Raw genomic sequence first — 13,871 nt, 5'->3', positions numbered from 1 at the left:
TAGCAATTAATTATAATGGCTGAACAAGTCGCACTGAAAGACACCTATAACGAGAAGCGCATTTACGGCTCTAGAACGGTTGTGTCAGGTGTATTCGTACTGCTGTTATTGAGTTTGGTAATCCTGCGCTATTTCAACTTGCAAATTACCGAGCATGAAATCTACAGCACCCAGTCCGAGCGCAACCGCGTGCAGTTGTTACCGATCCCGCCCAAGCGTGGGCTGATTTATGATCGCAACGGCGTGTTATTGGCAGAGAATCGACCCAGTTATAGTTTGACGATTGTTAAAGAGCGTGTGGATGGGTTGGATAAGACAATTGAGCTGTTGTCTGAAATCGTGTCTATCGATGAGGACAATATTGAAAAATTTAAGCGGTTGTCAGAGCGTCGCCGGCCATATTCCGCTGTTCCCCTTAAGTTACAACTCAGTGAAGAAGAGATTGCAGCGATTTCGGTCAATCGTTACCGCTTACCCGGGGTTGAAGTGAATGCTGAGCTTGCTCGTTATTACCCGCAGGGTGAATTGTTTGCCCATGTGTTGGGTTATGTTGGCCGCATCAGTGAAAAAGAACAATTTGAAATTGATGAGGTTAATTACAGCGGTACCAACCAGATCGGAAAAATAGGCCTGGAAAAATATTACGAAGATGTTTTACATGGTCAGGTGGGATATCAGAACGTAGAAACTAATGCCCGTGGACGGGTATTGCGTGTATTGGAAAGGACCGATCCGGGCCTGGTTCGGATTTACATTTATATTTGGATGCGCATGTTCAAAAAGTAGCAGATGAGGCATTGGGTGATAATCGTGGCGCGGTTGTGGCGATTGATCCGCGCAATGGTGGTGTGCTGGCGATGGTTAGCAAGCCCAGTTTTGATGCCAATTTATTTGTTGGTGGCATTAGTAGCCGGGATTATAACGTGCTGCGTGACTCTATCGATTTACCACTGTTTAATCGTGCCTTGCAGGGGCAGTATCCGCCGGCATCCACCGTTAAGCCGCTCTATGGTTTGGCGGGTTTGCATTATGGCTTAGTCAAGCCGACGACCACGATTAATGATCCTGGCTGGTATCGTCTACCCAATGATGAGCGTTTGTATCGGGACTGGACGTGGCACAAGCATAAGCGTGGCCATGGCAAGGCGGTCGATTTAGAAATGTCGATCGTTGAATCCTGTGATACTTATTATTTTGATTTGGCCTACAGAATGGGTATCGATAAGATCCATGATTTTATGGCGCCATTTGGTTACGGTGAAAAAACCGGTGTTGATATTACTAATGAGCGCAGTGGTTTATTGCCTTCCAGAGAGTGGAAGAAAATCTATAAACGCTTACCTTGGTTCCCCGGTGAAACTTTGAGCGTAGGAATTGGTCAGGGTTATATGCTGGTGACTCCAATGCAGATGGCGAAGTCGTTGGTGGCGATTGCCAATCGCGGCAAAAATTTTAAACCACAATTATTACAAAAGATGAACGATCGGGATTTACCACCTCAGCCGCTACCACCGATTGACGCGTCTGAGGAAAACTGGCAGGCAGTAATTTATGCGATGGAGCAGGTGGTCCATGGTGCTCGAGGTACCGCTACCCGCATTAATCGTGGCGCCAAATATCGTATGGCGGGTAAAACCGGAACCGCACAAATGATTGATATGGTGCAGGGAGATCAGGTTAATCCCGAAGAAATTGCCAAGCGTAAACGTGATCATGGTTTATTTATTGGTTTTGCGCCGGTTGAAAACCCTAAAATTGTAGTCGCGGTGATCGTTGAAAATGGTGAGCATGGTTCGTGGATTTCGCCTGTGGCGCGCAAGGTGTTTGACGCTTGGCTAATAGATCAGGGGATGCTGGAAGAAGAGTCGCCTGCAGAATTTGTCGGTCAGGTGGCTGTAGGGGGGGCGCAATGAGTCAGGATTTTGTACGTCAAATGCCCGGTCAGTCCTCTGACCTGGCTCGTCGCGTAGGCTTGTGGCAGCGGCTGCACATCGATCCATTATTGTTGCTGTTATTACTCACGCTCACAGTTTTTGGGTTGGTAGTGTTGTATAGCGCCAGCGGACAATCGATAGACACGTTGATCCGGCAAGGCAGATTTTTATTGATCGCCTATGTTGGTATGTTAGTGATAGCGCAGTTTGATGTAGAGAGAATAAAACGGTTGGCACCGTTAGGGTATTTAATTGGCATCGGCCTGTTAATTGCGGTGCCGCTAATTGGTGTTGGTGCTAAAGGTGCACAGCGGTGGTTAAGTTTGGGTGGCTTTCGGTTTCAGCCGTCAGAGTTGATGAAGTTAGTGCTGCCAATGGCTGTAGCCTGGTATTTTTCAACCCGAAATTTACCTCCCAGGTTTAAATATATTCTTGTGAGTCTGGGGATAGTGGCTGTGCCTACACTATTAATTGCTCAGCAGCCTGACTTGGGTACTTCCATTTTGATAGCCGCGTCCGGTATTTTTGTGTTGTTTTTATCAGGCATTGGTTTGGGGTTTATTTTTGGTGCTGTCGGTTTGGCGGTGCTAGCAGCTTATCCGATGTGGCAATATGTTTTGCGGGACTATCAAAAACAGCGAATCCTGACTATGTTTAATCCAGAAAGCGATAAGCTGGGGCGGGATGGAATATTATTCAGTCGAAAACAGCGATTGGCTCCGGAGGCTGGGATGGTAAAGGTTGGCTTAATGGTACCCAATCCCATTTGGAATTTTTGCCCGAGAGTCATACTGATTTTATCATTGCGGTATTGGCTGAAGAGTGGGGCTTGCAAGGTGTATTGGTTTTATTGGTGACTTATCTTGCGATTATTGCCCGTGGTTTATGGATTGGTATGAATGCACAGCATTGTTTTGGGCGCTTATTAGCCGGCAGTATTACCTTAACTTTTTTTGTTTATGTATTTGTGAATATGGGCATGGTGTCGGGTTTGTTACCGGTGGTTGGCGTACCGTTACCGTTAGTTAGCCAGGGAGGGACGTCGTTGGTAACATTGTTGGCGGGTTTCGGTTTGTTAATGGCAATCAGTACTGAAAAGCGAATTATGGTTCAGTAAAGGTTTTCATGCTGTGGTTAGTGAGCAGTGTTACAGTGATTAAGTATTTTTTGATTCAAATGTACTCAGTAGAGGTGAGTTTTGCAAACAATTGTAAACGGTTTTTTCAATATAAAAGGCACTCTGCTAGTGTGTTTTGCGCTAATTTTTTCAGTGGCTACAAGTGCCGATAGTTATGAGAACCACCCTGCCGCAAAGGCATTTGTTGAGAAGATGGTAAGTGATCATGGCTTCGAACGCAGTTATGTGCAGCAGTTAATGAAAAGCGCTGAACGTAAACAATCCATTCTTGATGCCATTGCTCGACCTGCAGAAAAAACCAAAACCTGGGGTGAGTATCGTCAAATATTTGTGACTGAAAAACGTACCCGTAAAGGTCTGGTTTTTATGCAGGAGTATGCTGATACATTGGCTAGAGCCGAGCGTGATTTTGGCGTGCCGGCGGAAATTATTGCCGCCATCATCGGTGTAGAAACGTATTATGGCGGGAACAAAGGCAGCTATCGAGTGCTTGATGCATTGGCGACGTTAGGCTTTGACTACGAGCCAAGGAGTAAATTTTTTAGTAAACAATTGGAAGAGTACTTACTGTTAGTGCGTGAACAAAAATTTGATGCGCAGCAGTTAAAAGGTTCTTATGCTGGTGCTATGGGGTACGGTCAATTTATCCCTAGTAGCTATCGCCATTACGCGATTGATTTTGATGGCGATGGTGTTGCCGATATTGTCAATAACCCTGTTGATGCGATTGGTAGTGTGGCAAATTATTTTAAATCCCATGGTTGGCGGCAAGGTGAAATCGTTACTGTGACAGCCAAGGTAAATGGTAATCAAAAGGTTGAAGTAGCTAACGATTCGTTAAAGCCTAAGCGTAGCGTGGCTGAATTACAGCAGGCAGGTTATCTGGCTGCCGCTGCCATCGATAGTAAGCAGTTAGCTACTGCGATGCAGCTTGATGGTGACAGCGGCGATGAATATTGGTTGGGCTTACAAAATTTTTATGTCATTACCCGCTATAATCACAGCCGGATGTACGCGATGGCGGTGTACCAATTAAGTGAAGCGTTGAAAACCCGTTAAAGCTGAATCCGTGTTATGTTAATCAACTTCGTTCAAAAGTTCTCGTTACTAGCGGTGTTGGTACTGTTAGTTAGCTGTACTCAATTCAATCGCTTTTTACCGCATGAACAGGATGCTGCCCCCACCCATAAAGTAGATCCGGCATCTATTCAGGATGCTATCCCCAGGCATGATGAGGTGACCCGTGCCGGTAACAAAAATCCCTACACAGTATTGGGTAAAACCTACCACTTGCTCCCGACGAGCAAAGGTTACTACCAAGGCGGCGTTGCTTCCTGGTATGGCACCAAGTTTCATGGCAGGCCTACCGCTAATGGTGAGATTTATAGCCTTTATGCGATGACCGCTGCCCATAAAACACTGCCAATTCCCTCTTATGTCAAAGTCACTAATATTGAAAACCAGCGCACGGCTATTGTGCGGGTAAATGATCGCGGCCCATTTCATGATCATCGCATAATTGATCTTTCTTATGCTGCTGCGGTCAAACTGGGCTATGCGGAAAAGGGAACGGCGAAAGTGATTGTGGAAGCTATTGATCTCGACAGTTTACGGCAACAATCTCTGCGACAAGCGTCCCCGCAGTCACCGACAAGTATTCAGGTGCAGGATCAGCAAGTAAAGGAAGAGCACTATTTTCTGCAGGTGGCATCATTCAAAAATATCACCTCGGCGAATCAGTTACGGGCGCGGTTGTTGCTCGAGCTAAATCAACCCGTGAGAGTTATAGCCTCTGAGCCTGCTGGTTTTTATCGGGTGCAATTGGGGCCATTGGCCACGATGGCCTTGGTTGAGCAAATGAGCACCCAATTGCAAGGGCAGCAGTACACAGCACCGCAATTAATTACTGAATCGTTGTTGGCATTGGATTGAACGGGTAAGATATTTTTTTTTCTTTGCCACATGCGTTACCATCACAACACTTTTTTATCATCACAATAATGAAGCCAGACCTTATGCGTAATTTTTTTGTTGTTTGTTTTATCTTGTTTCTACCAGCAGCTATCGCGGCTCCTGCGATTATTCCAGCACCTCCCGCCATTAATGGCAGTGGTTATATTCTGATCGATGCCAATAGCGGTAAGGTCATTACCGAAAAGAATGCTGATGAGCGTTTACCTCCCGCTAGTTTGACCAAACTAATGACGAGCTATGTGCTTTCCTATGAGCTGGAGCAGGGCAACGTAGCCAATAGTGATTTAGTCACCATTAGTAAAAATGCCTGGGCGCAAAACCCGATTTTTGCTGGTTCGTCGTTAATGTGGATTGAAGTTGGCAAGCAAGTCACCTTAGGTGATTTACACAGGGGTGTGGTGATTTCATCAGGTAACGATGCCACGGTCGCCGTGGCCGAACATTTAGCCGGTAGTGAGTTGGCCTTTGCTGACGTGATGAATCAGCATGCGCAGACCTTGGGTATGACCAATTCTCATTTTGTGAATTCCCATGGATTACCCGATCCTGATCACTATATGACGGCTAGAGATTTAGCGACATTGTCAAAAGCAATACTGAAATATCCGGACGAATACGCCTTATATAGTGAGCCTGACTACACCTATAATAATATTCGTCAGACCAATCGCAACCGGTTATTGTGGAAAGATGACAGTGTAGATGGTTTAAAAACGGGCTATACCAAAGAGGCGGGTTACTGCTTGGTGACCTCTGCTGAGCGCAATGGTATGCGTTTGGTTTCAGTCGTTATGGGCGCAAACAGCCAGAGTGGCCGAGAAAAAGAAACGCAAAAACTGTTGGCTTATGGTTTTCGTTATTTTGAAACCCATCAATTGTATTCGACGGGTGACGAGTTAGCTGAAACAAAACTGTGGGCGGGCAGCAAGGATCTGTTTAAATTGGGCGTTGAGCGGGATATTCACTTAACGATTCCCCGTGGTCAGCATAAAGAAATCAAAGCGGTAATGAATCTCAACGAAGTGATTAAAGCGCCAGTCACCAAAGGTAAAGAATACGGCGAATTGGTGATAACGTTACAGGGCGAAGAATTACTGCGTGAACCACTACTAGCTTTAGAGTCTGTTGAAGCTGGAGGTTTTTTCAAGCGTCTTTGGGATGCAGTTGCGCTATTCTTTAGTCAATTACTGGAGTTCTAAGGTGTTAATTCGTGGCGATGGCAAAAGAGCCAGTGACGGTGAACCACCAAAAATTGAATTTCCCTGCGAGTACCCCATTAAAATTATGGGGCGGCAGTCCGAGACTTTTCGCGAGGTGGTATTAGCGGTGATGCGTAAACATGCCGGTGACATCGCTGAATCCAATATCAAAGAGCGTCCTAGTGGCAAAGGGACGTTTATCTCTATTACCGTCACCATAGTGGCAACCGGACAAACACAGCTGGAAGCTATATTTGAAGATTTAAAAGCTACTGGCCAGGTGCAGATGGTACTGTAAGCCTTTCTGTTATTGTGTTCCGTTAATTGCCAAGGTCCAGCTGTTGCATGTCAGATATCACTTCACACTTAATTGTTCGCCACTTGGGTCTTGCTGATTACGTACCTGTTTGGCAAGCCATGCAAAACTTTACCGATCAACGTAATGCCGACAGCCATGATGAGATGTGGTTGTTACAGCATAATCCGGTATTTACCCAAGGGCAGGCTGGGAAAGCTGAGCATTTGTTAGCAACCGGGGATATCCCGGTTATTCCGGTGGATCGGGGTGGGCAAGTGACATACCACGGCCCCGGTCAATTAGTCGGGTACCTGTTGATTGATCTCAAACGCCGTAAGTTGGGGGTGCGAGAGTTGGTCACTGCCATAGAAAACGCCATTGTTAGTGTGTTGGCGCAGTATCAGATTGCCGCCAGTCCGCGAGCGGATGCACCCGGTGTTTATGTGTTAGCCGCAAATGGTACGCCGGATGCCAAGATCGCCCAGCTGGGCTTGCGGGTGCGCAAGGGCTGTAGTTTCCATGGTTTAAGCCTCAATGTGGCGATGGATATGGAGCCCTTTTTACGTATTAACCCCTGTGGTCATGCGGGCATGGCGGTCACTAGCATGCAATTGCAGCAGGGTGTAGCGCCGTCAATTGATGAGTTAAGTGCACAGTTGGTAGGCCAATTAATGGCGGATCTCGGGTATACTGCGCGCCAAGACGTGAGTGATGGCCATGTGCCTTCGAGTATCAAGAGTGAGTAAAGATGGAAAGTGAAAGTGGTGCTTCAGTGACTAAGAATGCCAAAGTCAGGCCGCAACCGAAAAAAGTGGTGCAAGGTGAAAAGCTGCGTGGCGCTGAAAAAGTTGCCCGTATTCCGGTAAAAGTCATCCCAACTGTGGAGTTGCCGAAAAAGCCTGATTGGATCCGGGTTAAATTACCGGCCAGCCCTGAAATCGACCGTATTAAAAAGACACTGCGTAAACATAAATTAGCCTCAGTCTGTGAGGAGGCGCAATGCCCTAACCTGGGTGAGTGTTTTAGTGGTGGTACAGCGACCTTTATGATTATGGGGGAGATTTGTACCCGCCGCTGCCCTTTTTGCGATGTGGCTCATGGCCGCCCCAACGCGTTGGATGAGGGTGAACCGGTCCAGCTCGCCACTGCGATTGCGGATATGGGCTTGAAATATGTAGTGGTGACCTCGGTTGATCGCGATGATTTAAAAGATGGCGGTGCCCAACATTTTGCCGATTGTATTCGTGAAACCCGTATCCTTAATCCCGATATTCGGATTGAAATTCTCGTTCCTGATTTTCGCGGGCGCATGGATATCGCACTTGATATTTTGGCGGATGAATCCCCGGACGTGTTTAATCACAACCTGGAATCAGTGCCCAGCCTCTACAAGAAGATTCGCCCTGGCTCGGATTATCAGTGGTCACTCGACTTGTTGAAGAAATACAAAGAGCGTCGCCCCGATGTGCTGACCAAGTCCGGCTTGATGCTGGGTTTGGGGGAGACCGCTGAGGAGTTGATTCAGGTGATGCGTGATATGCGCGCGCATGACATCGATATGATTACCATGGGGCAATATCTACAGCCCAGCCGTGATCATCTGGCGGTGGAGCGATTTGTCACCCCGGAAGAATTTGATGAGTTTGGCCGTATTGCTGAAGAATTAGGCTTCAAGTCGGTTGCGAGTGGACCGTTGGTGCGCTCATCCTACCATGCTGATAAGCAGGTTGATCTCAGTCTGCTGCGCTAAGCCGGAGTAGCCAGTTGTCTAAAGCGTAACAAAAACCACTGGCAAAAACCCTATTGTTATAGCATTATTGTTTTTGATAATACTATAACAATGCCAGAGGCCTCCATGTCTATCCTGCTTCCTGATTATATTAACCGTTATGTTCAATCCAGCACCGACACTGACAGTGGTGGTGGAGTTAGCCGCTCAGCAGCACTGGATTTCAGTGACCCTATCGATAATCTTTACGCCTTCGGTAAGTTGTGGGCAACCTATGCTGACAAACCGGTTTATTCGGCCTTTCATGGCTTGATGTTTGGCATGGTTGGCGACCAGCGATTAAAGCCTCTGTTTGGTTACACCGGTTTTGGAAATTTTCAGGCGAAGGTGTTGGAAAATGGCAATGTGCGCTTGCGTGGTAAAGAAGTGGGGTATTTTAATGATCCGTTGACGGGTGAGATTTTGGAGACCTGGGATAACCCCTACACTGGCGAAACGGTGAAGGTGTTTAATTTTTTAAATGATCGTATTCGTGGCGAGTTATCGCCAGAGATGCCAACCTTTGAGTTTGGTGATAGTCATGATGCCCCGACACTGATGAACGAAGGTACCGCGATCGTTCGTGAAGATGGTAGCACTCCCTTTATTTTACCCTGGGAGCGTTACGGTGAGCAGATGATGTTGTCCTGGGATTATACTCATCGCTATAAAAACCCGGTCACTGCTGATAAGTGGCCGAAGGCGCATACTGGTCCCTACATTAACCCTTCAGAGCACTTTACCTTCACCACTTCTTTGCAGGAGTTACAGGACCGATCAAATCCCTGTGCAAAATTTACCTGTGGTTTTTCCAGAGTTTCACCTTGGTGGCCGTGGATGAAGATGGGGGGTAGTGGTATCGATGGCATGTTGTTTGGTCGCATGCACTCACATAAATCAGACAATGGCTTGAGCGATATACCGCCAAAGGTGTTGGCGTATACCGAGCAACATTACCCTGAATTTTTGCAGCCTGTTACGGATTGGGATGATGGTTTTCCCATTGGTACTTGGGAAGCGTACGCGCGAGAAGTGCCGCCGGAAAAATAATTCCAATTGCGATTGCTGATGGGCTGGAAAAAAACTATTAGTCAGGAGGCTTCTAATTTCTGCAAATCAAGATTTTGTTTGAACTGCTCAGCCAGTTCTTTTAGCTGCGTAGCGTGGCCAAATAAATAGCCTTGCACAATATTGCAGCCCAGTGTGTGCAGATAATTGAGTTGCTCAGTACTCTCAACACCTTCAGCGACTATTTGCATTTTTAACCCTTTCGCCATTGATACGATAGCATTGACGATACAGGCTTCATCATTTGAGTTTTTGATTTCACTGATAAAACTGCGATCAATTTTTAATGTAGTGACTGGCAGATTCTGCAAATAACTTAAAGATGAGTAACCAGTGCCAAAGTCATCGATCGCTAAGTGTATGCCTACAGCCGCTAATCTATTCAACTTATCGATAGTATCCTGGCCATCGCTCATTAAAATATTCTCGGTAATTTCCAATTCTAACTGCGAGGGTGGAAAATTTTCTTCCTTCAACATGATGAGAATATCGTCAACAAATGACGCTTTTTCGATCATTACCGGTGAAAGGTTAACGGCTAAACGCAAGCCAGGTAGTTCCTGATGATAACTTAGTATCTCCCGACAGGCTTTGCGCAGGGTTAATTTATCAATATCAATAATCAGTCGGCTATCTTCTGCCACCGGGATAAACTCGGTTGGGGATAAGCGCCCCAGGGTTGGGTGATTCCAGCGAATTAAGGCTTCTACGCCGTAAATTTGTTGGCTGATGGTATCGATTTGCGGTTGGTAGCAAATTTCAAATTCGTCATTTTCAAGTGCGCGTCGCATATCCTGCTCCAGCATAAGCCGCTCGGCAGATTCGCTGTGCATTTCGCTGTTGAAAATCTGATAGCCGTCTTTGCCGGTTTTCTTTACCCGGTACATTGCAATATCTGCATTTTTAATCAGCGAGTCCATGCTGTCGCCAGACTCGGGGTATATAGCTATACCAATACTGGCACCCACATAGACGTCGTGATCGCCTAACTGAAAGGGCTTTTTTATATCGTTAAGAATTTTTTTAGCAATGGTGACGGCAGAGTTGGCATCCTTAAGATCGGGCAATAATAACGTAAATTCATCACCACCAAAGCGGGAAAGGGTGTCGCCTTTACGAATACAGCCCTGTAAGCGCTGGCTGACCGCTTGTAATAAGCGGTCGCCCATAGTGTGGCCTAGTGAATCATTGATAACTTTGAAACGATCCAAATCAATAAACATGACAGCTAGTTCAGTATTATTTCGCTGTGCTTGGGTGATGCCCATGCTGAGGCGATCTTTAAATAAAGCGCGGTTGGGAAGGCGAGTAAGTAAGTCGTGATAAGCCTGAAAATTAATAAAAGCTTCCGCTTCCATGCGCTCACTAATATCGCGAGCAGTGCCATAAACGCGATAATGATGGTTACTATCGGCTTTGCTATCTTCGAGTTTATATAACGAAAGTTCAAAGTGACGGGCGTTACGGCCAGGGCCGCTGGGTCGCAGGGCCAATTCTATCGTTTGAATACCAGGTGCGTTATTTACCGCATGCTGAAAAAAATAATTCGCTTTTTCTTGGTCGTCCGGTTCAACAATAGTCGTAATATTTTTTCCGAGCAGCTCGCTCTTGGAATATTGCAGCAGCTCTTCAATTTTTGAATTAAGAAAACTAAAGCGACCTTGTTGATCAAGTATAAAAATAATATCCGGTGAGTTGTTAACAATAAAGCGATGTAAACGCTCGGAGCGTTTTAGTTGGGCCTGCATTATTTCATTGGAGTTTTCTAACAGTTTTTTACGAATTGCGTTGTTGACTGTTGCGGTAAGTTCTTCCGGTACATAGGGTTTCTTAAGGTAGTCGTAGGCACCATGTCGGAGGGCTTTGCTAATATCTTCAAGCGACGTTTCACCACTGACTACAATTGTCATGGTGTGAATGTTGTTGCGGGACATAAAGCTCATGACGTCATGCCCGGTGACTTGTGGCATTTTCAAGTCAAGTAATAGCAGGTCATATTCGTTACTGGCGAGTTTGTCGATGGCATTTTGTCCGCCTAACGCAGTTTCAACTTGATAGTTATACAGTCGTAATAAGCTGCTAAGGCTATCAAGCATACGAGGGTCGTCATCCGCTAATAAGATGCGAGCATCACTGGTGTTATTGTTACTAGGGCTCATAGTGTCTCGATTTAAGTCATTATTATTGGGGTAAAAGGATTTGAAATTGGGTGCCTTTACCAAGCTTGCTACGGCACACAATTGAGCCGTCCATATCATCAATTAATTTTTTAACAATGCTCAATCCCAGCCCCGAATGCCCTTCGCCTTTGGTGGTGGCAACGGGGCTGAATAACTTTTGTTTGATGTCGGTAGGAATACCGGGGCCATCATCATCGATATAAATAGCAGTATATTTGCGGCCACTGACGCTCACCGTCGCTTCAGTACTAATGGTAATGATTTTATTGGGTTCAAGTGCTTCCACCGCATTTTTGATCAGATTAGTGAGAATTTGTTTCAGGTGTTCGGGGTTGCCATTAATGGTCGTTGTTTGCCTATCCAGTTCCAGTTCCAGCTTGATTTGATGTGTCGCGCAAACTGATTCAGAAAAGATATGTGCAGTGGATTGGATGACAGAATTTATATCTACGGTGCCACTACTGTCAGCTGCTTGATCAGGGTCTTTTAATCGCAGCAAGATACTTCCAACACGGTCAATTTCGTCTTTTATCAGACTCAGGCCTTCGTTGGCGCTGTGCTCATCCCCCAGTTTTATGCGTAACATTTCCAGATAGTTGCGAATGATGCTGAGAGGGTTGCTGGCCTCGTGAACGGCTTCGCTAATATGTTGTAAAAACTGCTCGGCAGTTGGACCTTGCTGGTCTATCAATTTAAAACGTTGTTGGCTATTGACTATAGCATTGGCAATTTCACGGCATAGATTAGCCACCATTGGGCCGCGTTGCTCCAAAACAGTTAATTGGGCTGCTTTAACGGCGCAAACCAACACCCCCACTTTTTCTTCGTGGGGTTTAGTGGCGGTTAACGGCCAGCATAATAAAATGTCCGATTGGCAATAACGTAGCATTTGGCGGTCAATGATTGTCAGTGGTTGATCGCTATCCTGACTGCTTTTAGCTCTAGCTTGTAAGAACGCATCACTGATTAAACTGCGGTCAGGCTTCAGTGGTAGGTGGAAATCCAGCGCAGGAGTGTCACCGGGTTGTTGTTCCGTGGCAGGAGACTGTGCGCTAAGCTGATTGCTCTCATCATTCAGTAAGAACAGTACGCTACCGCTGATGCCCAGCGTTAGGAACAATGACCGTTGCGCGGCTTGCTGCAAACCATCATGGCTCTGGGCTTGCCACAGGGCGGCATTGATTTGTGCCAGCTCGCCAATATCGCTGAGTTTATTACCCAGTTGTGTTTGCGCGTGCTGCCAGTGTTCCGCGCTGGCTTGGTTGCTAATATCGATGTTTAAACTGCTAGCTAGTTTATCTACATCGTTATTAATCCGGCTGAGCAGTTCGCGAGTGAGTGCTTCGTTTAAGCCGAATAGCTGATTGGCGCTGGCAAGTGCCTGGTCAGAAACATCGCCAACGGCACTCAGTTGGCTGGCTAGATTAACGATTTTAACTAAGTGGTGCGCATCTTGAATAAGGTTGTCAGGCTCGTGATGGTAGCGGACCGCATCGGCAATAAAGCTATCGATACCCCAGCTATCCACTAATTCGGCGCCGGTAAGGCAATGGTTGCTGCCCAGTAACTGCTCCTCTGCGGCCAATAATTGGGCATCATTTTTTGCTGTTTGCAGCATGTCTAAATATTGTTGTTCATTGCTGGTCAACAAAACCAGTTGGCCAACATCAGCTAACAAGCCACATAAGTAGGCTTCATCAGGCGCGCTATAACTAGTGAGGGTGGCGATTACTTGCGCGCAGTTGGCGGTGATTAAGGATCGGCGCCAAAAGGTTTGCAGGAATTCGCCGTGTTGTTGATTAAAATTGCCGTAAAACTGTTTGATGGAGGCGGTGATAGCCAGAGTTTTGACCGTGTCAGTACCTAGAAACAGTAGTGCTCGCTCAATGCTTTCACAGCTCTTGTTTTGACCGCGGTTGTAGTAGCTTGAGTTGGCGACGGAAATTAATCGTGTAGCAACCCCGCATCGTGGCGGATTATGCTGGCGATTGTTTGATAATCAGTATTATCACTGTGTATCGCATTAAGAATTTGAACCAATACCTGAGGTAAGCTCGGTAGTTGGTCAATAGCTGCTTTAGTTACCACTCGCAGGTCCTACGGTTTTGTTATCTTGTTGATTATTCTGTGTAATTTTTGCGATTGCGTGATGACTCAGGTCTGGAGAAAGAGTCAGGTCTGGCAATCAGCTGAAAATCCTACCGTAAACCACCTATTGGTGGGCAAGCAACGCAAAAACAATGGGCTTCAGTATAGACAGGGTGTTTGGTTCTAGCCACTGTTTGCTTAATATTCACGCAGAATTTATGATG

Annotated in this window: 11 protein-coding genes and 2 pseudogenes; 10 read left to right on the top strand and 3 right to left on the bottom strand. The window is 46.3% G+C overall.

Annotated features, from left to right (window positions below):
• Positions 1–15: 15 nt before the first annotated feature.
• The 10 genes and pseudogenes from UNITIG_RS25755 to UNITIG_RS17880 all read left to right on the top strand — a co-directional run bounded on the left by UNITIG_RS25755 (position 16) and on the right by UNITIG_RS17880 (position 9,361).
• Positions 16–786 (top strand): hypothetical protein, encoded by a 771-nt coding sequence (locus UNITIG_RS25755; protein ID WP_369809222.1) that lies wholly within the window; start codon positions 16–18, stop codon positions 784–786.
• A complete protein-coding gene (mrdA, locus tag UNITIG_RS25750) occupies positions 762–1,913 on the top strand; it encodes a penicillin-binding protein 2 (protein ID WP_369809221.1) in 1,152 nt (383 codons plus the stop codon). The genes UNITIG_RS25755 and mrdA overlap by 25 nt, the downstream gene beginning before the upstream one ends.
• Positions 1,910–3,051, top strand: a pseudogene (gene rodA, locus UNITIG_RS17915) (rod shape-determining protein RodA). The gene mrdA and the pseudogene rodA overlap by 4 nt, the downstream one beginning before the upstream one ends.
• 81 nt (positions 3,052–3,132) lie before the next feature.
• Positions 3,133–4,131 carry a lytic murein transglycosylase B gene (mltB, locus tag UNITIG_RS17910; RefSeq protein WP_101759735.1) on the top strand — a complete coding sequence of 333 codons (999 nt, stop codon included), beginning with the start codon at positions 3,133–3,135 and terminating at the stop codon, positions 4,129–4,131.
• Positions 4,132–4,146: 15 nt separating this feature from the next.
• Complete coding sequence (locus tag UNITIG_RS17905; protein WP_101759734.1) at positions 4,147–5,004, top strand: septal ring lytic transglycosylase RlpA family protein; 858 nt, start codon at positions 4,147–4,149, stop codon at positions 5,002–5,004.
• Positions 5,005–5,087: 83 nt separating this feature from the next.
• A complete protein-coding gene (locus UNITIG_RS17900; RefSeq protein ID WP_101759733.1) occupies positions 5,088–6,245 on the top strand; it encodes a D-alanyl-D-alanine carboxypeptidase family protein in 1,158 nt (385 codons plus the stop codon).
• 1 nt (position 6,246) lies between these two features.
• Entirely contained in the window at positions 6,247–6,543 is a 297-nt protein-coding gene (locus UNITIG_RS17895) for a YbeD family protein (RefSeq protein ID WP_235015487.1), read from the top strand.
• A 47-nt stretch (positions 6,544–6,590) separates the two neighbouring features.
• Positions 6,591–7,289, top strand: a complete 699-nt coding sequence (gene lipB / locus UNITIG_RS17890; protein WP_101759731.1) for a lipoyl(octanoyl) transferase LipB — start codon at positions 6,591–6,593, stop codon at positions 7,287–7,289.
• Between the two features lie 2 nt (positions 7,290–7,291).
• Positions 7,292–8,293, top strand: coding sequence for a lipoyl synthase (gene lipA, locus UNITIG_RS17885; protein WP_101759730.1), 1,002 nt, complete (start codon positions 7,292–7,294; stop codon positions 8,291–8,293).
• Positions 8,294–8,398: 105 nt separating this feature from the next.
• On the top strand, positions 8,399–9,361 hold the full coding sequence (locus tag UNITIG_RS17880) for a DUF1838 family protein (protein ID WP_159931205.1): 963 nt from the start codon (positions 8,399–8,401) through the stop codon (positions 9,359–9,361).
• A gap of 41 nt (positions 9,362–9,402) precedes the next feature.
• Here the strand turns inward: UNITIG_RS17880 and UNITIG_RS17875 are convergent, their stop codons facing one another.
• The 3 genes and pseudogenes from UNITIG_RS17875 to UNITIG_RS24575 form a co-directional block, all read right to left on the bottom strand.
• Positions 9,403–11,538 (bottom strand): EAL domain-containing protein, encoded by a 2,136-nt coding sequence (locus UNITIG_RS17875; RefSeq protein WP_101760323.1) that lies wholly within the window; start codon positions 11,536–11,538, stop codon positions 9,403–9,405.
• 22 nt (positions 11,539–11,560) lie between these two features.
• Positions 11,561–12,145: an ATP-binding protein gene (locus tag UNITIG_RS24580; protein WP_235015549.1), complete on the bottom strand. Its 585-nt coding sequence runs from the start codon at positions 12,143–12,145 to the stop codon at positions 11,561–11,563.
• A gap of 942 nt (positions 12,146–13,087) precedes the next feature.
• Positions 13,088–13,647 (bottom strand): annotated as a pseudogene (locus tag UNITIG_RS24575) (HDOD domain-containing protein); the annotation flags it as partial.
• Positions 13,648–13,871: the final 224 nt, after the last annotated feature.

The organism is Oceanicoccus sp. KOV_DT_Chl, assembly GCF_900120175.1.
In the GTDB taxonomy this organism is placed as follows: Bacteria; Pseudomonadota; Gammaproteobacteria; order Pseudomonadales; family Dasaniaceae; genus Oceanicoccus.
This window is presented reverse-complemented; position numbering and strand designations above follow the sequence as displayed.

Excerpts from the sequence above, each read along its gene's own strand:
- UNITIG_RS25755 (WP_369809222.1), top strand. The coding sequence starts at position 16 with ATGGCTGAACAAGTCGCACTGAAAGACACCTATAACGAGAAGCGCATT.
- UNITIG_RS17905 (WP_101759734.1), top strand. The coding sequence starts at position 4,147 with ATGTTAATCAACTTCGTTCAAAAGTTCTCGTTACTAGCGGTGTTGGTA.
- UNITIG_RS17900 (WP_101759733.1), top strand. The coding sequence starts at position 5,088 with ATGCGTAATTTTTTTGTTGTTTGTTTTATCTTGTTTCTACCAGCAGCT.
- lipB (WP_101759731.1), top strand. The coding sequence starts at position 6,591 with ATGTCAGATATCACTTCACACTTAATTGTTCGCCACTTGGGTCTTGCT.
- lipA (WP_101759730.1), top strand. The coding sequence starts at position 7,292 with ATGGAAAGTGAAAGTGGTGCTTCAGTGACTAAGAATGCCAAAGTCAGG.
- UNITIG_RS17880 (WP_159931205.1), top strand. The coding sequence starts at position 8,399 with ATGTCTATCCTGCTTCCTGATTATATTAACCGTTATGTTCAATCCAGC.
- UNITIG_RS17875 (WP_101760323.1), bottom strand. The coding sequence starts at position 11,538 with ATGAGCCCTAGTAACAATAACACCAGTGATGCTCGCATCTTATTAGCG.
- UNITIG_RS24580 (WP_235015549.1), bottom strand. The coding sequence starts at position 12,145 with ATGTTACGCATAAAACTGGGGGATGAGCACAGCGCCAACGAAGGCCTG.